General features: G+C 58.5%; 7 protein-coding genes. 6 read left to right on the top strand and 1 reads right to left on the bottom strand.

The features are described 5' to 3' along the window. Position 1 precedes the first annotated feature (1 nt). Entirely contained in the window at positions 2–1,240 is a 1,239-nt protein-coding gene (locus EI185_RS04370) for a tyrosine-type recombinase/integrase (protein WP_124703912.1), read from the bottom strand. Between the two features lie 264 nt (positions 1,241–1,504). On the opposite strand from EI185_RS04370, the gene EI185_RS04365 reads away from it, so the two are divergent. The 6 genes from EI185_RS04365 to EI185_RS04335 all read left to right on the top strand — a co-directional run bounded on the left by EI185_RS04365 (position 1,505) and on the right by EI185_RS04335 (position 19,510). Beyond that, entirely contained in the window at positions 1,505–3,157 is a 1,653-nt protein-coding gene (locus tag EI185_RS04365; RefSeq protein WP_124703911.1) for a site-specific integrase, read from the top strand. 669 nt (positions 3,158–3,826) lie between these two features. Further along, on the top strand, positions 3,827–9,145 hold the full coding sequence (locus EI185_RS04360) for a DEAD/DEAH box helicase (protein ID WP_124703910.1): 5,319 nt from the start codon (positions 3,827–3,829) through the stop codon (positions 9,143–9,145). Positions 9,146–9,148: 3 nt separating this feature from the next. Beyond that, positions 9,149–11,986, top strand: a complete 2,838-nt coding sequence (locus EI185_RS04355) for a DUF8741 domain-containing protein (RefSeq protein WP_124703909.1) — start codon at positions 9,149–9,151, stop codon at positions 11,984–11,986. 3 nt (positions 11,987–11,989) lie between these two features. Beyond that, complete coding sequence (locus EI185_RS04350) at positions 11,990–16,951, top strand: Eco57I restriction-modification methylase domain-containing protein (protein WP_223247663.1); 4,962 nt, start codon at positions 11,990–11,992, stop codon at positions 16,949–16,951. Positions 16,952–16,960: 9 nt separating this feature from the next. Next, positions 16,961–18,937 carry a coiled-coil domain-containing protein gene (locus EI185_RS04340; protein ID WP_124703908.1) on the top strand — a complete coding sequence of 659 codons (1,977 nt, stop codon included), beginning with the start codon at positions 16,961–16,963 and terminating at the stop codon, positions 18,935–18,937. Between the two features lie 186 nt (positions 18,938–19,123). Continuing rightward, complete coding sequence (locus tag EI185_RS04335; RefSeq protein ID WP_189836276.1) at positions 19,124–19,510, top strand: protein kinase domain-containing protein; 387 nt, start codon at positions 19,124–19,126, stop codon at positions 19,508–19,510. The last annotated feature ends 91 nt before the right edge of the window (positions 19,511–19,601 follow it).

Genomic DNA, 19,601 nt, shown 5'->3' with positions numbered 1-19,601 from the left:
GCTAGGTGTTGTTTGTGATATAGACGATCTTTACGGTGGATTCTCCTGCTGATGAGCAGTACTGCGCCCAGTCAGCCATTAGATGGCACCGTTTTTCAAACAAGTCTCCGCGCCTATAGGCAGCCTCAACTTTATCTCCAACACTATGAGCCAGCGCCATTTCCGCAACCTCACGAGGGTAATTGGTACATTCTGCCGTCCAGTCTCGGAATGTGGAACGAAAGCCATGAGTGGTCAGTTTGATTCGCCCCATGCGCTTGAGCAACGCCAACATCGCCATATTGGAAAGTGGCTTGCATTCTTGTCGACCAGGGAAAACATATTCGCCTCCAGTTGAGATTGTCTGCATTCCCTCAATAATTTGTAATGCTCTTGGTGACAGCGGTATCCGGTGTTCCTTATAGGCTTTCATTCGCTCAGCGCCAATTGTCCAGGTTTTATTGGTTAAATCGAATTCAGACCAGGTTGCTCCGATGGCTTCACCGGTGCGTGCGGCAGTCAATATAAGGAATTCAAGCGCCCTGGCAGCAATACCTTCTTGGTTGACAAGCTCTGTCATGAAGTCGGCGACACCAGTATAGGGTAGAGCGGGGTGGTGCTCGACTTTGCGTATCTTCGTATGGTTGGGCAGCAGATGATCGAGATGCCCACGCCAGCGGGCCGGATTATCTCCTGTGCGAAAGCCGCGTACTGTCGCCCAATTCAGGATTGATTCAATCCTGCCTCGGACCCGACTAGCCGTTTCTGGCTTTTCGACCCAAATTGGTTCGACTGCCTTCATAACCAATGTAGTGTCGATATTCTGAACAGGAATGTCGCCGAAGATGGGTGTAGCATAAGACCTGAGGGTGCTTTCCCACTGAGCAGTATGCTTGGCGTTTCGCCAACTAGCCCGATGTGCATCAATATAGACTTTGGCGCAATTATCGAAACTCATGGTTTTGGCAGCAGCCAACTTGGCCTGCACCTTTGCGGCAGAGCGTGCTTCGATTGGGTCTATGCCGTCTAGTAGTAGCTTGCGTTGCTCCGTCGCCTTTAATCGACCCTCAGATAGGGAGATGGTGTGCAAGGGGCCCAAACCCATTTCTCGAGTACGTTTTTCACGTGTATAGCGAAAAATCCAGGATTTCGTGCCACTCTGGGATACTTGAAGATACAGTCCCGCGCCATCTGGATAATAGCCTGGCACTGAAGTGTGTTTGACAGCTAGCGCGCTGAGCCGGTGAATAGATCGTCCCATTCTTTACCCCCTTTTCTACCCACAACGGTAACTTGGATTGGGCTGAAAGTAAATGGACGATGCTGTACCTCGGTGGATTTTTAATTAATATTAATCAAACGTTTGTGTACTTGTGTGGATATGGGTGTAGCTGGCTTAGTCAGACGCCCTCTCCGCCATCTTGTGCTAACATGCTGAATGCTAATGTCATCAAGGCGTTCAGAGGCCAAAATGGTACAAAAAGCTAGTACAAAGAGCCGGAGCGGGCGGGTCGAGGAGACCCCGATGCCTGCACTTCCACGCAATTGCTACAAGACCCCTCACGGGTTCCTTTTCCGCATCACCGTGCCAGAAGCATTGCGCGCGGCCGTCGGCAAACGCGAAATCAAGAAATCCCTCGGAAAGGACTACCGTGAAGCGGTGAGCCAAGCCCGTCTCCTTTCTGTCCAGGTTGATCGCCAGTTCAGCGAACTGCATGAGAAATCCGCCCAACAGCACCAAAACCAAGATGCGCTGAACTCCTACTTCAAGACGCCGGCAGATAGACGCCTCAAGGCCATCACCGAAGTCACGCCGGAGCTTGCCGGTGGCTTGCGCAGCCTGTGGCTTGCCGGTCTCGAAGCTGATCTTGTCTGGCGTCGTGAAGGACTCGATGACGACGACTACGACGAACTCGCACAGAACATCACACAAGTCAAAGGTATGATCGCGAAGGCTCTCGCCCGAGGCCAACCCGACGCGTTCATTCCAGCCGTCCACAACCTCCTTGTTGGACGCGGTTATCAACTCGCAGTTTCTGTTGAAGCCGAACGCAAACTCGTACTCGACATCCTCCCGGCCATTCAACAAGGCTACGACATTCTCGAGCAGCGCCAGGCCGGACGCTTAGTGAATCCGCCCAAGCTCGACGATCCACCTTTACGCGCCGTATGGGAACCCGCGCCCGTCGCACCAGACAATGGTCTGGCTTGGCAGCAACTTTTGGATCATTGGCGCAAGGATCGTATTCGGCCCGCTAGAACTACCCAGGAAGTCGAAACCTACATCAATGCCCTCGCCACCTTCCTTCCCAAGGCCAGCCCCGCGACGCTGACTCGTGCCCAAGTCACCGAATGGCTACGCAACGAGAGGGAGACACGTGGCAACGGCGCCAAGACCCTGGAAAAGAAAGGCACCCTCGTCGGTGCCTTGTTTTCCGTGGCGGTCAAGGATGAACTTCTGGAGCAGAACCCCTTTGCCGGCTTCGACTACAGCCGCTTTGCCACGAAGGAAGGTATCGAAAATCCCGACGAGCGCGAACCATTCACCTTGGAACAGCTCACACGAATTTTTTCCAAGGGCGAGGGGCTCTTCACCGTCACCAAGGCCGGTGGGGGTGGTGGCTATTATGCCCGCGTGTGGATGCCGCTCCTGTCCCTGTATTCCGGTGCCCGGATCGACGAGGTCGGAAGCCTGTCGGTCTCCGATATACTCCGCGAACCGGTCCCCCATTTGTTCATCAGGCACGGAAAGAACCAGTCCAGTGTCCGCGAGGTTCCGATCCACCCCAAACTCATTGAACTCGGTTTTCTCGACTACGTTGATGCTATCCGCAACTCGGGCCACGAGAGTCTGTGGCCGTTCCTGCGCACAGAATCCGATACCGCCAATCCGAGCGAGACCCAGGGGAAATGGTTCAACCGCTTCATCCATAAAAAACTCGGTATGCCGAGTAATGTGGTGTTCCATTCATTTCGTCACAACTTTAAGGATATGTGCAGGGATGCGCTTATTCCCCGTGAAATTCACCAGGCACTTACTGGTCATGCCAAGCAAACCGTCGGAGACAGCTATGGGAAAGGCCACTCGCTGGAGGTCAAGCTCGACCAGATGAAAAATATTAAACTCGACCTTGCTATACCCCGGCCAGCGCCGTATGGCTCCCGACCAATCACCTGAACGAGAATGCGTCGTGCCACTCGTGCGATCCTAATGCGTTCTAGTTCGTTCTCCGCTTGAGCTACCTGACGATGAGTCGCAGTGAGCTTAACGTTTGCTTCTTCGCATTCCTGCGTCAATCGCTGTAACAGCTCATCCCCAAGTGAGTCATAGCTGCAAATTGGTGTGTAGTCTGGAAAGCCAAACTATCGATTGATGCTATAGAATTGCGAATGTTCAACCGTTATACACGGCAGGTGCTACATAAGCACCAACGCATACGCGATGCTTTCGACATCAAATAAATATTTGTCCGAGAACAGTGGGGATATTCGTAGGGTCGAGTCGCCGCAATTGCAGATCGCACTGGATCGGATTTTAAGGTTGGAAGCTGAAAACAGATGGCTCGAATCAGAAAACAAGCAGTTGCTTGAGTAGTTTGCTTGCCGAGCATACAACGCACATACTTGGCGGCATGGATCATGCTTTTCTGAATCGCGCGTTGCCTGCTGTAAACCGTGGGTGGACAAAATTCTGAGATTGAAATGTAGCCTCTCCCGAATTTTGAATACAAAAATAAGAGAACCTCGTTGGTGCAATAACAAAGCAAGGGAGCGCGGGTTGACTGTTCTTGTTAACTGCGCTTGCCGTAGCAAAAATTCTCATTTAGTCAAGGATTAGAGCGAGTTAATGGATGTCTTTGAGTTCAGGGAAAAGCTTGTCAGTGATTATTCCGACTTTACGCGTAGCTTTACTCGCATTCTGGCGTCCGACATCTCCAATTTTATCGACGAAACATATAATTCCGAGCGCTACTGGCCAGCGCCACTGATTCAGGTCAATCCAAACTTCAAGGCAGGTCATTCAGTAGAGGAGCTTGTTCAAGCAGGAAATATTCATCCTAAATGTGCGGAGATTTTTCGGTCCGGGAAGACCGCTGCTTCGCAGGGCTCCCCCCTCAAGCTTTTCAGGCATCAGGAAGAGGCCATCAGTCTGGCCGCTGCGGGCGAAAGTTACGTCCTAACCACCGGGACGGGTTCCGGCAAATCATTGGCCTATTTCATTCCCATCGTTGACGCCTGCCTCAAGGTCAAGGAAACGGACCCCACGCCACGCACGCGTGCCATTGTTGTCTACCCGATGAACGCTCTGGCCAACAGCCAGTTGGAAGAACTCAAGAAATTTCTGGGCAGTGACACCACCTCACGCTTGGTGACCTTTGGCCGCTACACCGGCCAGGAAAGCGACGAAGAGCGCCAGGCCATGGCCGCCAACCCGCCGGACATTCTGCTGACCAACTTCATGATGCTAGAACTGCTGATGACGCGGCAGAACGACATCGACAAGACCGTTATGCGCAATGCCAAGGGACTGCGCTTCTTGGTACTCGACGAACTCCATACCTACCGGGGTCGGCAGGGAGCCGATGTTGCCTTGCTGGTACGCCGTGTGCGTGAGGCTCTGACTGACAGGCTGATATGTATCGGTACGTCTGCCACCATGGCTACCGACGGTACGGAAATGGAGCGCAATGCCGCTGTTGCGCGCGTAGCCACCCGCTTATTCGGGGTACCGATTCCCGACCGAAACATCATTACCGAGACCCTGCGCCGTACCACACCCGAAGATGAAACCGCGTTGACGGTGGCCCCCAGATTGGCGGGAGCGATACAGGCAGGTGTACCTCAGAGCCAGACTCACGAGGAGATGGCCAAGCACCCCGTATCGGTATGGGTGGAAATGACGCTTGGACTGGATTACGAAAGTGGCAAACCCCGCCGGGCCAAGCCCAAGACGCTGAAACAGGCTGCAAAGCAGTTGGCCGAAGCATCAGGTCTGGACGAGGAAACGTGCAATACCTTCCTGCAACAGTTTCTGCTGCGTGCATACAACGTCAAGAATGCCTCTGGTAATTCCCTCTTTGCGTTCAAGTTGCACCAGTTCATTTCGGGGGGCGGCAAGGTCTACGCCACCCTCGAAGAACCGGGTAAACGCCACATCACGCTGGATGGGCAGCAGTTTGTCGCCGGTGACCGGAGCCGTCTCCTTTACAACGTCCATTTCTGCCGTGACTGCGGGCAGGAATACGTTCCCGTATGGGATACCGATGGAGTAGGAGGCAGTGCCTTCGAGCGCAGGGATATCGGCGAACGCCAGCACGATGATGAGGGCGTCAAATTTGGTTTTCTCATGCCCGATGCCGGGAACGTGTGGGACGAAGCCGTAGAGCGTCTTCCGGAAAACTGGATTGAAGAGCGTGCCGACGGTGAGTGGCGCATCAAATCCGCCTACAGGAAATTTGTTCCCCAGCCAGCCAGGGTGCGCCCCGACGGCGTGACAACCACCCAAGGCGGGCTAAATGCCTGGTTCATCCCCGGTGGCTTCCGTTTCTGTCTCAATTGCGGCGCTATCCATACCACCTCTGGCAAGGATTCATTGCGTCTGACGTCACTATCAGGTGAGGGTCGTAGTTCTGCAACGACCATGCTCACGCTGTCATCGCTGCGTTATCTCTACGAACAGGATCAACAGCTCAGCGCTGATGCCAAAAAGGTCCTGGGCTTCTCCGATAACCGTCAAGACGCAGCCCTTCAAGCCGGACACTTCAACGATTTTGTGCAAGTGCTGTTGATGCGCGCAGCGTTGTTGTCCGCCATACAGAACAGCGCCCATCCCCTTACTGAAAAAGAGGTGGCCAATGCGGTATTCGAGGCGCTTGGCTTCCTTCGGGACGACCCAGTTGTACGGGGTGAATACATGCAACAGCCCGAGGTCAAGGGCAACAACCGCCGCCAGGTACAGGACGCCATGCGCGCCATCCTCGGCTACCGCAGCTTTTTTGACCTGCGGCGTGGCTGGCGTTTCAACAACCCCAACCTGGAACAGCTTGGCTTGGTGCGCATTGTCTATCAGGACATCGACGACCTTGCCGCCGATGAAGCGGAGTGGGCCGAGTCTCCCGCTGTATTGCAAGCTGCCAAGCCAGCCGAACGCGCCAAGGTCCTGCGCGCTTTGTTCGAAACCATGCGCCAAGGATTGTGTATTGCCACCCGCTACCTTGACCGAGCCGAGCTAGACCAGCTTCGCACCCAGAGCTACGCCAATCTGCGTGAGCCTTGGGGTTTCACAGAAGACGAGCGCCCCGTTCCTGCCAAGTGGTTTGTTACCAGCCGCCCGCGTGAAGACGGCGGGCCTCGCGGACGCAAGAACAAAATCGAGGAATACTTAGTCATTGGTTCCAGCCGCTCCCGTCTAGGGCGCGAACTGAAAAAAGCCAGCACCTGGGGCGGGGGTAATCCCTACGCCCGCCAGATCAATGACGCTTCCTACCCTCAAGTTATCGGGGCTCTGCTCAAGGCGGCAGAAAGCTATGGCCTGGTGCGCAAGGAAGACACCGATGCCGGTCTGATGGGGTGGCAGCTGAATGGCTCCGCGCTTCTGTGGATCGAGGGGGAGGGCGCCAGCCCCAAACAATCCAATGACAACACCTTCTTTCGCGGCCTTTACCGGAATATTGCAGGCTTGCTTTCCAACCCCGTCCACCAACTTTTCGAATTCGAGGCGCGGGAGCACACCGCCCAGGTCGAGCAGGACGACCGCATGGAGCGTGAGGCGCGTTTCCGTTTCACCGAGAAGGATCGCAAGGAATGGCGTGAGAAGCATGGCAGCGAACTGGAGTGGCTGCCGGTTCTGTTCTGTTCGCCGACCATGGAACTGGGTGTGGATATCGCCTCGCTTAACACCGTGTATATGCGCAACGTGCCACCCACGCCCGCCAACTATGCCCAGCGCAGCGGCCGGGCTGGTCGTGCGGGCCAACCTGCGCTGGTCATCACCTACTGTGCCAACCAGAGTCCGCACGATCAGTATTACTTCCGCGACCCGGTGAAGATGGTGCACGGACAGGTCAAGGCACCCACGCTCGACTTGGCCAACCGCGAACTGGTGCAAAGCCACATGCACGCCATCTGGTTGGCGGAAACCAGCAAACGGCTGGGTAACAGCATCCGTGACCTGCTCGACATGAATCAGCCCGATGCCCTTCCGATTCTGGAAGAGCTGTTGACCGATCTCGACAAGCCTGATGCCAAGAAGCGCGCTCACAAGCGTGGCCTCGCCGTTCTGGCCATGCTGAAGGATGAACTCACGCCCGAGCGTGCACCCTGGTTCACCGAGACATGGTCGGAGACGGTATTCCAGCGCGCCTATAAGGAACTGGATGATTCCCTCAAACGCTGGCGAGACCTCTACCGAGCCACCGCCCGCCAGATCGAGCTCAATTTCAAGATCGAGAACAACCCGGCTGCCAGCGAGCGCGAGCGGCGCGAAGCACAGCAACGCCATAATGAGGCGCGCAAACAGCGCGACCTGCTGTTAGCAGGCGACAGCGCGTTCAACAGCGACTTCTACACTTACCGCTACCTGGCTAGCCAAGGTTTCCTGCCGGGTTACAACTTTCCCCGCTTGCCCTTGATGGCGTACATCCCGGCGCGCCGGGGCAACATCGGGCGCGAAAGATTCCTTTCCCGCCCACGTTTCCTGGCGCTAAGCGAGTTTGGCCCCTACAGCCTCATCTATCACGAGGGTAGCCAATACCGCGTCATCAAGGCTCTGCTCGCCATCACCAGCCAGGATCAGGTCGCCGAGGGTGCCAAGCTATCCACCGAAGTCGCGCGCCTTTGTCCGGCCTGTGGTTACGGCCATTTCCGCTCGCAGCGTGACGCCGACTGCTGCGTATCCTGCGGTGCTTCCCTGGCCAACGCCGAGGAGGTGAAGAATCTCTATCGCATCGAGAACGTCTCCACCAAACGGGCGGAGCGTATTACCGCCAACGAGGAAGAGCGCGTCCGCCAGGGCTACGAGATGCAGACCACGCTGCAATTCGCCGAAGTCGACGGCAAACCGCAGATGGTCACCTGCGTGGTCGCGGATGCCGCCGGCCCTCTGCTGGAACTCCAGTATGGCTCCGCTGCTACCGTGTGGCGCATGAACTTCGGCTGGCGCCGTCGCAAGGAAAAGTCGGTGCTGGGATTCATGATCAATCCGGTCACCGGCCACTGGGTTGGCGGGGTCGATGAAAGCGAAGGAGAGGGAGATGAAAATGCCCCGCCGGACAGAACCCCGCCCCAGCGCATCGTCCCCTACGTGGAAGACCGTCGCAACATCCTCATCGTTCGCCCTCACAGCAAGTTCGGCCAGCTTTCGGCAACGTCCCTGACCACCCTGCAATACGCACTCAAGCGCGGCATCGAATCGGTCTATCAGCTCGAAGAAAGCGAGCTCATGGCCGAGCCACTGCCCACCCGTGATGCACGCCAGTCCATCCTGTTCTACGAAGCGGCTGAAGGTGGCGCGGGCGTGCTCACCCGCCTCGCCAGCGAACCCCAAGCCCTGACGGCGGTTGCGGCAGAAGCACTGGAAATCATGCACTTTCAGCCACCACCAGCAGGCCAGCCCTGGACCAAGGTGGGTTTGATCGAAGAGGCCGATGTCAACGGTCAGCCCCTCTGCGAGGCCGGTTGCTACAAGTGCCTGCTTTCCTACTACAACCAGCCCGACCACCCGCTTATTGACCGCAAGGACAAGGAGGCCGATGGCTTGGTGCTCGACATGCTCTGTCGGCTCACCGCTGCCCAGACCAGGCAGGGCACCCAGGGGCGTGCACCTGACCAGCACAGCTCCGAGCTGGCACGCGTCTCCGGCAGCACTCTGGAACAAGCCTGGTTGGCTTATGTGGAAGCACATGGCCATCGCAAGCCGGATCGCGGCCAGCACACCATCACTAAAGCCGAAACTTGCGCCGACTTCTTCTACGACGACTACCAACTCGCAATCTTTATCGACGGCCCGCACCACGAAAGCGAATCCCAGCGGGCCAAGGACGCCGCAATCAATCGTCGCCTGGAAGAGCAGGGCTACCTTATTGTTCGGTTCCCCAAAGACACGGGTACCTGGCCAGAAATTTTCTCTACCTACGCCGACCTGTTCGGCGCTGGCATCACGGCATAAAACATGAACGCACCCACCCCCGAGTTTTATCCCGGTAGTCTTGTTTCGGCTCGCGGACGAGAATGGATTGTCTTGCCGGAATCCTCCGCCGAGACCCTGCGTCTGCGCCCTCTGGGCGGTGGCGAGAAGGATGAATCCATTATCTTCCTGCCGCTGGAGCGCCAACCGGTTCAGCCGGCCACCTTCCCGTTGCCCCTGGTCGAGCAGGCACGCAACCATGCCGCCAGCCAGTTGCTGATGGACGCCCTGCAGCTCAAGCTGCGCAATGGCGCCGGACCCTTCCGCAGTTTTGGAAACATCGCCGTCGAGCCACGCGCCTACCAGCTCGTACCATTGCTGATGGCGATGAAGTTGGGCACGGTGCGCCTTCTGATCGCCGACGACGTCGGTATCGGCAAGACCATCGAAGGCGCCTTGATAGCCCGCGAACTGCTCGACCGAGGCGAAATTCAGCGCCTCACCGTGCTCTGTCCGCCTCACCTGTGCGAGCAGTGGCAGCGCGAACTGGCCGAGCGCTTTCATATCCAGTCGGTGATCGTGCGCACATCCTCGGCGGCCCGGCTCGAACGCGATCTGCCGCCCGGCACATCGGTGTTTGACGCCAATCCCTTCACCGTGGTCAGCCTTGACTACATCAAGTCCGAGCGTCGCCGCGAAGCCTTCCAGCGCTTCTGCCCCGAATTCGTCATCGTTGACGAGGCGCACACCTGCACCCAAGGCGGTCAGAGCCGCCAACAGCGCTACCAGCTGCTCAAGGGGTTGGCAGAAGACGCCAACCGGCATATGGTGCTGCTCACGGCCACTCCGCACAGTGGAGACGAAGATGCCTTCTTCAACCTGCTTGGCCTGTTGCGCCCCGAATTCACCGCGCTGAAGGATCTGCCGCCCGGCGCGCGCATGGACTTGCGCGACGATCTTTCGCGCCACTTCGTCCAGCGCCGTCGCCCGGATATCGCCGAGTGGCAGGACACCTCGATGTTCCCCGACCGCAAGACCGCCGAGTTGACCTATCGCCTGACCGGCGCCTGGGGGCAGCTGTTCAACGATGTGCTGGACTATGCCCGCGAACTGGTTGAACGGGCCGAAGGCCGGGGTCAGCGAGAACAGCGCATGAACTGGTGGGCAGCCCTGGCCTTGCTGCGCTGTATTTCCTCTTCTCCGGCGGCAGCGGTCAATGCACTGCGCACCCGTCTCGAAGGCGCTTCGGAAGAGGCGGGGGGTGACGAACTCACACTCGATGACATCGAAGCCCAGGCCGGTGACCGCGTGCTCGACGGCCTCGACGACGCGCTATCTACCGACGACATCGAACCTGCCGCTCAGACGGAAGACAGCGCTCGCTTGCGGGAGCTCATTGTCGCCGCCGAGAGCCTGGCTGGCGCCGCCAATGATCCTAAACTCACCAAACTGCAGGATCACCTGGTCGCCCTGATCAAAGAGGGTTTCAAGCCCGTGGTGTTCTGTCGCTACATTGCCACCGCGCATTACCTGGCCGAGTTCCTTCGCGGCAAGTTCAGAGACGTCACCATCAAGGCCGTCACCGGCGAACTAACCTCAGGTGAGCGTGAGGCGGCGATTGAAGAAATGAGTGATACCGAGAAGCGCATCCTGGTGGCCACCGACTGCCTGTCCGAGGGCATCAACCTGCAGCATCTCTTCTCCGCCGTCGTCCACTATGACCTGTCGTGGAACCCTACCCGTCACGAGCAACGGGAAGGCCGAGTCGATCGTTTTGGCCAGAAAGAGCCCGAGGTGCGCAGCACCATTCTCTACGGCGAAGACAACCCGGTCGATGGCGCCGTGTTGCAAGTCATCCTGCGCAAGGCCGAGAGCATCCGCAAAGAACTGGGCGTGCTGGTGCCCATGCCCGACAACGAGGGCAAGCTCACACAGGCGCTGCTCAATGCGGTGCTGATGCGCAAGCACAATGCCATCGGCAACAAGGCTCAGGCGATGTTTGATTTTGGTGAGCCTGCCGAGGAAATCGAAACCGCCTGGCAGAGCGTCCGCGAAAAGGCCGCCAAAAACCGCTCCATCTTTTCCCAGCGCCGTCTGAAGCCGGAGGACGTGCTGCCCGAATGGCGTAAGTCCGCCGCCGTACTCGGGGGCGAGGACGACGTCGAACGCTTCGTCAGCCGCGCCGTCGCCAAGCTGGGGGCCGCGCTTGAGCCCTACAAGCAGCACCACAAGCTCTACCTCGACCACCTGCCTGCCACGGTGCGCGAACGTCTTGCCGCCGACGGTCTCACCGGCACGCTGCGCATCGACTTCCACCAGCCCGCCGCACAGGGTGCGCACTTCATTCAGCGCACCCACCCGCTGGTTGTGGCGCTGGCCGACACGCTGCTTGAGCGGGCGCTGGAGTCCGCCGCTGAGACCAGCGATGCGGATGCCGTCGCTCGCGCCGGCGCCGCGTTTGTTGGCAACGTCAGCCTCAAGACCACCGTACTGCTGCTGCGCCTGCGCCATCAGCTCAGTGTCATCCGCGAAGCCGGCACTCGCCTGATGTTGTGCGAGGAAACCATCGCCATCGCCGTTTCTGGATCTGCCTCGCCCGAAGTGCTCACGCCCGAACAAACCCAAGCTTTACTTGGCGCCGAAGCGGTGCGCAACATGCCACCGCCGGTGCGCGACTTACACATCAAGCAAGCCTTGCAGGCCATCCCAGATTGGCAGGGCCAGCTGGAAAACCTTGCCCATGAACGCGCCCAGACTTTGCTCCAAGACCACCGCCGGGTGCGTGATGCCGCAGAAGCCAAAGGCTCCTATCAAGTCACAGCCAGCCTGCCTGTCGACATCATGGGCGTCTATGTGCTGGTCCCGGCCGAGGCGGGGGCATAAGCCATGGCGCGTCGCTCCACCACCCAGCTTGGCTATCAGGCCATCCGTATAGAAGGCGGCCTGATCCCCGCCGACGAACTTGCGCGCCTCACCAGCCTGCAAACTCCCGACAAAACCGAGCAGACCGAAAATCATTACAGCATTCCCCGTGGCCTCAAACTGCGTGACGAGGTTGCTCGCTACTGGAAGATCGCCCAGAACCTTTGGACTGACTTTCAGACGCAGCGTCAGCGCACCGACATTAATGCCCACAACCTCACCCTGCGCGAATTCCTGCTGCCGTTGCTTCGCAGCGTCCTGGGATTTACTGATCTGGAGGAGAGCGCGCGCATCCATGCCTCGGGCCACACTTACAACATCGACCATCTCTCCGGTGGCGGGCGCGTGCCCCTCATCTTGGCTGCCCACAACCAGGGGCTGGATGTGCCGGATGATCGTTTTGGCGAGACGAACCCGGAAACCGGCAAGGTCCGTCGCCGTTCCCCCTTCATGCTGGCGCAGGAAGCCCTCAACGCCTCGGATGACGCGCTTTGGGCCGTGGTTAGCAATGGTCTGCGCCTCCGCATCCTGCGTGACAACCCCAGCCTCACCCGCCCGGTCTATGTGGAAATCGACCTCGAGGCCATCTTCACCGAAGAGCTGTACGCCGACTTCGTTGCGTTCTGGCTGCTGGCGCATGCCAGCCGTTTTGCGGGTGCTTCTTCTGCGCAGGGCGGGAGCGGAGCTGGGGCGCCTTTCGACCCCGCCGACTGCGCATGGGAACGCTGGCGCAATGCCGGTCAGGAAGCCGGCGTGCGTGCCCGAGATCGTCTGCGCGACGGCGTCGCCGAGGCGCTAAGGGCGCTCGGCACCGGCTTCCTCAGCCACCGCGACAACAACGCCCTGCGCCAAGCACTGCAACAGGAAAACGGCTTGTCCAAACAGGCCTTCTTCGAAGAACTGCTGCGCTTGGTCTATCGCCTTATTTTCCTAGCCACCGTGGAAGACCGCACCGAAGGCGCCACCGGCCTGCCGCTCATCTTTACTCCCAACAGCCCCAAGGACGTCCAGCAGCGCTATCTCGCCGGCTATTCGCTCACCTGGCTGCGCGAGCGCGCTGCTCGCCGCAGCGGCTTCGACACCCACAGCGATCTCTGGCAGGCCCTGTCCATCACCTTCGATGCCCTTGGGCGGGGGGAACCGGCACTGGCATTGCCTGCGCTGGGCGGGCTGTTCGATGCCGACCAGTGCGCCCACCTCGGCGCTGCCCAGATCGAAAATCGCTGGCTGCTTGCTGCCATCTTCCAGCTCGGCTACTTCCGCGAGCCCACTGGCCTCACCCGCGTCAATTACCGCGACATGGGCCCGGAAGAACTCGGCAGCGTCTACGAAAGTCTCCTGGAATTGGTGCCCGATCTGCAAAACCTCACTCAGGCGCATGCCGCTCGGCTGGCGTTTGTGGGCGACGATGACACCACCGCTTCCACCCGCGGTAACACCCGCAAGCTCACCGGCAGCTACTACACCCCCGACCCTCTAGTGCAGGAACTTATCCAGTCCGCGCTGGAGCCGGTCATTGCCGGCACCCTGCGGGCGAATCCGCAACGCCCAGTGGAAGCCCTACTCGACATCACCATCTGCGACCCTGCCTGCGGATCTGGCCATTTTCTGCTCGCCGCCGCCCGTCGCTTGGCGGACGAAGTCGCCAAGCTCCGCGCCCCCAGTGGCGCGCCTAGTCAGGCCGACTACCGTCACGCCCTGCGTGATGTGGTCAGCCATTGCATCTTTGGCGTCGACAAGAACCCCATGGCCATTGCCCTGGCCAAGACTGCGTTGTGGCTGGAGGCCTATACGCCTGACATGCCGCTCAGCTTCCTCGACCACCACCTGCAAGTCGGCGACGCGCTACTCGGCGTGCTCGATCCCAAGGTGCTGGAAAACGGTATTCCTGATGAAGCCTACGCTGCACTCTCTGGCGACGATAAAGCTACCGCCAGTGCACTGAAAAAACAGAACAAGGCCGATCTCAAAAGCTGGCAGGCTATCACCGCCGGCGACCTGTTTACCAAGACCGATCTGGCCACCCAAGCTGATGCAGTCGAACATCTGGCCGACGACAGCCTTGCCGGCATCGAGGCCAAACGCGCCGCTTGGGCACAGGCAGCCGACCAGGCGCGGCACAGCATCCTGGCACACCTGGCGGACACCTATGTCGCTGCTTTTCTCGCCCCCAAACTACCCCAGGACGCGCCGCACATCCCCCTGTCCGGCTATCTGTGGGGCATCATCAACGGTGGGCAGAGCAAGCCCGAGGTGGACAACGCGGCCCAGGAACTCTGCCGCGCGCACGGCGTGTTCCACTGGTGGCTGGCCTTTCCCCAAGTGCGGGCTCGGGGTGGCTTCTCGGTCATGCTGGGCAATCCACCTTGGGAGCGAATCAAGTTGCAGGAAGAAGAATTCTTTGCCGCCCGCAGCCCTTTAGTGGCCATGGCCAAAAACAAAGCCGAACGCGGCCAGCGCATCGAATGGCTGCAACAAGGCCTCCTGCTGCACACCCTGTTCCCGGACGTGGAAGCTGCCGAAGGATTGAGCCCGCCCAATCGGGCCGAGATGCGGTTGCACGAGGAATTCATCAGCGCCCGACGTGGTGCGGAGGCCGCCAGCCTCTACGCCCATGATAGCGGCCGCTACCCGTTAACCGGCGTGGGCGACGTCAATACCTATGCCTTGTTTGCCGAGAGTTTTTTCCAGCTTGTAGCGCCCACTGGACGTACCGGTTTTATTGTGCAATCCGGCCTCGGTACTGACGATTCAACCAAGCATTTCTTTCAGGCCATATCCCAAACGGGCAGACTTGCATCTTTCTTTGGTTTCGATAACGCCAAGCGAATCTTTCCTGCGGTGCATCCAGACACGCCGTTTGCGCTGGTGACACTTGGGCCAAAGGCGGAAGCCGCGCAACTGGTTCACTACGCTCTTTCTGTTGAGCACCTCGGGGACCAGCATCGTCGCTTCACCCTCACCCCCGACGAATTCCGCCTTATCAACCCCAACACCCGCACCTGCCCGGTGTTCCGCAGCCAGCGCGACGCCGAGCTGACCAAGAAGCTCTACCGCGCAGCGCCGGTACTGATCGAGGAGGGTGAAACGGATAAGAATCCGTGGGGCATCCGTTTCATGCGGATGCTCGACATGTCCAACGATAGCGGCCTGTTCCGCGATGAGCCCGCCGCTCCCGGCGAAGCGCCGCGCTTGCCACTATACGAAGCCAAGATGATCCACCAATTCGACCACCGCTGGGCCACCTATGTGGCCGCGCCTGCCAGGCCGGATGGTCTGGACACTGAAGACTGCACCGATGCCCAGAAGGCAGAACCCGACTTTGTGGTGCGCCCGCGCTACTGGGTAGACGAGCGCGAGGTGCTGGCCCGGATCGCCCGGGTGCCGGCGCGGGTGGCCAACGCCTGGCTGGGCATGCACATTGCCAGTCCGAGCGACCAAGCCGAGGACGAGCAGAAACTCCAGTTCGCTATCGCCGCCTGGGTGGCGGGCGAACTGTTTCGCCGCGCCGCCGGAGCGCCGGAAGAGGGTGACGACTGGTCCAGCCGCCAGCGCCTGCAAGGCCTAAAGATTGCCGAAGCGGGTTTGGTACAGCGGTTCCCGGCGTTAGCGCAAGCGCTCAAGGCGGCTGACATCAGCGGCAAAAAGGCCCTGATCGAGTTCGGTAAATGGGCCTTGCAGGACGACGAGGTAGGGCTGAACGACGCGGAACTTGCGACCCTGGCCCAAGCCATCGCCGAACCGGCGGCGCTGCTGGTCTTGCTCGACACTTGGATGGATGCCCGTAGCCGCCGCTGGTTGATGGGCTTTCGAGGCATTACGAATGCGACAAATGAGCGTTCATTTATCGCTACGGCAGTGCCACGCATTGCGGCTGGCAATAGCCTTCCAATATTGATTTCTACACGGAATGCAAGGTCTTGGGCTGCTTTGATTGGTAACCTAGGAACCTTGGTTCTTGACTTCGTGGCACGGCAGAAAATTGGTGGAACGAACTTAAACTTCTTCATAGTTAAGCAGTTCCCGGTGTTCCCCCCTGACCGCTATACCGAAGCCGACCTCGCCTACATCGTCCCGCGCGTGCTGGAACTCACCTACACCGCCCACAATCTCAAGCCTTGGGCCGACGACCTCGCCGCCTACGACCCCCGTCCGGCTGACCAGCGGGTTACCCCCTTCGCCTGGAACCCGGAGCGCCGTGCCCAGATCCGCGCCGAACTCGACGCTTGGTACGCCCGCCTCTACAGCATCACCCGCGACGAACTCCGCTACATCCTTGACCCCGCTGACGTCATGGGCGAGGACTACCCCAGCGAAACCTTCCGCGTGCTCAAGAACAGCGAGATGCGTGAGTTCGGCGAATACCGCACCCGGCGGCTGGTGCTGGAGGCGTGGGATAGGCTGGAGTCGGGAGAGCTCGTTCCCACAGTGTTGCCGGATCATGGGGTTTTGGTTGTTTACTCTGAACTTGCGGTCATCCGGAACGAAAGCGAGGCCGAACTGGCGGGGCTGGTTGCTGCGCTGGTCGCTCAGTGTGGGGTGGGCATTTCCGTTGCCGAGTTGCAGGAGATGGTTGCTTCCGCAACGCGAACCGGCTACCCGGAACTGTTGCTTGAATCGAAACAAGCCGAGCGGCTTCAGTCACTGGTAGGGAGCATGACTGCACTGACCTCGCCCGAGGCGCTGGCGTTGATTCCACAGTTTGTTGAGCGCCTGGAGGCGAGTGGTTCGGTCCGTCGAGAGCGTAAAGGTGAAACAACCCTGTTCAGGCCGGGGGTCAATCCAATCCCGGCGGATGTACGAATGAGTCCCGTACAAACGGAATTGGCCGATTTGATCTTGGCACTCGATGCGCAGCGGCGGCGTGCTCAAAGCGCTGACATGTCAAGCAACGAGCAGGGCGAACGCGACAGCGGTGTAGGTTGAGAGGACACGATGGCAACTTGGTTACAAGCTGATTCAACGCCTCGATCCTTTCCGCGCCTCTGGATCGAGCGGCTATGGCTGCTTGAATCCAAGGAACCTCTTGCTGTCGTTCGGACCATTGATTTGCATCCGGGCCTGAATATTGTTTGGGCGAGAGAACCTGAATCCGAAGCGGCCTCGGGCTTGGCAAGCGCCGGGCACGGTGTCGGCAAGACATCCTTGTGCCTGCTGCTTCGTTACTGCCTGGGCGATGAGGCACCGTCGATATCGTCGCTGCGCGAGAAGGCTCTGGCTGGTTTTCCGAAGGGCGGCGTAGCCGCCAAGGTTCATGTGGATGGGACGACGTGGCTCGTTTACCGTCCATACGGTACGCATAGTCACTCTAGCGCGGGTAAGGGAGAAGAGCTCGAATCCTTGCTCGCCGGTGGGTTGGATGGCGATTTCTCGGCATTTTCGGCTGCACTACATGAGGCATTCATCGCCAAGCTGCCGGCTACGTCGCTACCTGGCAGCAGCCAGACTCTGGAATGGCGTCACCTGCTGGCCTGGTGTATTCGCGACCAGAAGACGCGTTTCGATGGTTTTTTCCATTGGCGCGATGGCGACGGATTGGGGTTTCGCCGGCCCAGGCAAGATCCTCCCCTTTTTGTCCACACTGTGTTGGGCTTGCTGGATGCCGATACCGACCGACTTATGCGAGAGGTGGAGCATGCACAATCTGACTTGATTAACCTTGAGCAAGAATTAGAGGCATTGGAACGCGAGTCAATTTTTGAGCTGGCTCATTTAGAGCGAAAGCTTAGAGCGCAGTTCAAGGCAGATGACGACTTGCCCGTTTTAGAGACGATTTTGGGGCCGTCATTGCAGTCGATGGTGGCGGATGCACTGGCTGAAGCCGTGAGAGCCGAAACCACGTTGGAACGCGAAACTGAAGCAGCAGAGGAGAACTTGGCACCGTTGCTGGTCGAGCTTGAAGCGCTCCGCCGTGAGGCGGCGATTCGTGAAAAGGAACGGGAGATTGCTCAATCTTTGCTGGACGCCAACGAAGCGGATTACATTCGCCTGACGACCGAGTTACAGCAGCTAGAAAATCTTGCAGGACATTGTCGCCATGGCGATGTTGATTTTTCAAAATGTGACTACATTCTCAGTCGCCGGAGCACGCCTAGCTTGCCGTGGCGTCTCAGCCAGCGTGAAGCCGAGGCCAACAAACCCAAGCTCAGGGCAGCAGTGCAAGCGGCAACGGTGACAGAACAAGCAGCAACCGCTGAGCTGCGTCACCAAGTCTCTCTTGTCAACGCAAAGCAGGCAGAGATTCGGCGGCTCCAAGTTCGTATAGGCACGAGTGAGGCGCAGCGCGATTACCTCAAATCGGTTTGGGGTGATTTGCAACCGCGTATCGCTGCTCGCGCCGGAGGGAAAGATTCCCGAGAACTGGAGCTTGCACGAAGCCAGCAACAGAAGCTTACTCAGGAGCTAAACGCCAAGAAAACTGCCTTGGTCAAGCAAAACCAAGTGCACTCTGTACGGGCAGAGGCCCTCAAAGTGCTGACCCGGTCAATTGCCGCAAGGCTGCTCGGCGAGGAAGGCTATGGCAGATTCGTTCCTGAATCCGACGACCATCCGTTCGAGATTTCGGTGGGCGGGGAAGCCTATCAGGTTCTCGAAGTGCTTCTTGGCGACATGACATGCCTGCTTGACGCGGCGATCGCCCTAGAAAGCCATCATCCCGGGTTTGCCGTGCACGATTGCCCCCGTGAGGCCGATATGAGCGAGCGCTTGTATCGCGAATTCTTATTGACTGCGGCAGAGGCAGCCGAGTTGATGTTTGCTGATGGGGCTGTCCCGTTTCAATACATCGTGACGACAACCTCCGCTCCACCTGCAGCACTTCAGACAACACGGTACGTTGTTTTGGAGTTACTTCCAGGCGCAGAAGAGCATTTGCTCTTCAAACGACGCTTGCTGCCGCAGCTTTTTGAATGAACGACGAACACGCCTTCAGTGAATTCCGAACCCTCTGGCCAGTACCGGCGGCTTGGAACGCCTCTACCGCACCCGGTGGTTGGTGTTGGACGTGGGATGGGCTTACCTCTGGAAACTTGGATTGATGTAAATAGATATCTGAGATTTCAGTTCAACAGAAATCGAATTGGACAAGGAGAATTAAGATTGAGCGCCCAAAAAGAAACGCTGACGTTGAGCGGGATAAAGAATAAGAAAGAAACCAATAAGAGACTGTTGGCTGATGGTCGCTATTTAATTAGCGGGGAGCCGCGTTCAGGAGGCATCGCTTCAGTTTATCGGGCGTTTGATACCCAGGAAGAACAGCATGTTGCGCTCAAGGTTTTCCGTCCGATAGGCGGTACTGACCCAGTTGTCGAAGAATCATTTCGACGAGAGACACAAGCGCTTTCCGACCTCCAACATCCAAATATAGTCCAGATATTCGATTCGGGATTCGACCAGGACACCGACGAGCACTACATCGCCATGGAATGGGTCGCTGATGACTTGGAGGGGGTTCTTGGTAGGAGCCGATTTGACTGTTGGAATTGAGGGTGTAAATAATTTTGTGTAAACGGTCATTAGGCAGGAGACTGCCACCTCCAAAGGAAAACCATGACCAAACGCAAAGTAGTACAGCCCG

Origin of the sequence: Sulfuriferula multivorans (genome assembly GCF_003851125.1) — a bacterium.
Lineage (GTDB): Bacteria > Pseudomonadota > Gammaproteobacteria > Burkholderiales > Sulfuriferulaceae > Sulfuriferula > Sulfuriferula multivorans.
The sequence above is the reverse complement of the archived record's forward strand: the minus strand, read 5'-3'. Positions and strand labels throughout refer to the sequence as shown.

Excerpts from the sequence above, each read along its gene's own strand:
- EI185_RS04340 (WP_124703908.1), top strand. The coding sequence starts at position 16,961 with ATGGCAACTTGGTTACAAGCTGATTCAACGCCTCGATCCTTTCCGCGC.
- EI185_RS04350 (WP_223247663.1), top strand. The coding sequence starts at position 11,990 with ATGGCGCGTCGCTCCACCACCCAGCTTGGCTATCAGGCCATCCGTATA.
- EI185_RS04370 (WP_124703912.1), bottom strand. The coding sequence starts at position 1,240 with ATGGGACGATCTATTCACCGGCTCAGCGCGCTAGCTGTCAAACACACT.
- EI185_RS04360 (WP_124703910.1), top strand. The coding sequence starts at position 3,827 with ATGGATGTCTTTGAGTTCAGGGAAAAGCTTGTCAGTGATTATTCCGAC.
- EI185_RS04365 (WP_124703911.1), top strand. The coding sequence starts at position 1,505 with ATGCCTGCACTTCCACGCAATTGCTACAAGACCCCTCACGGGTTCCTT.
- EI185_RS04355 (WP_124703909.1), top strand. The coding sequence starts at position 9,149 with ATGAACGCACCCACCCCCGAGTTTTATCCCGGTAGTCTTGTTTCGGCT.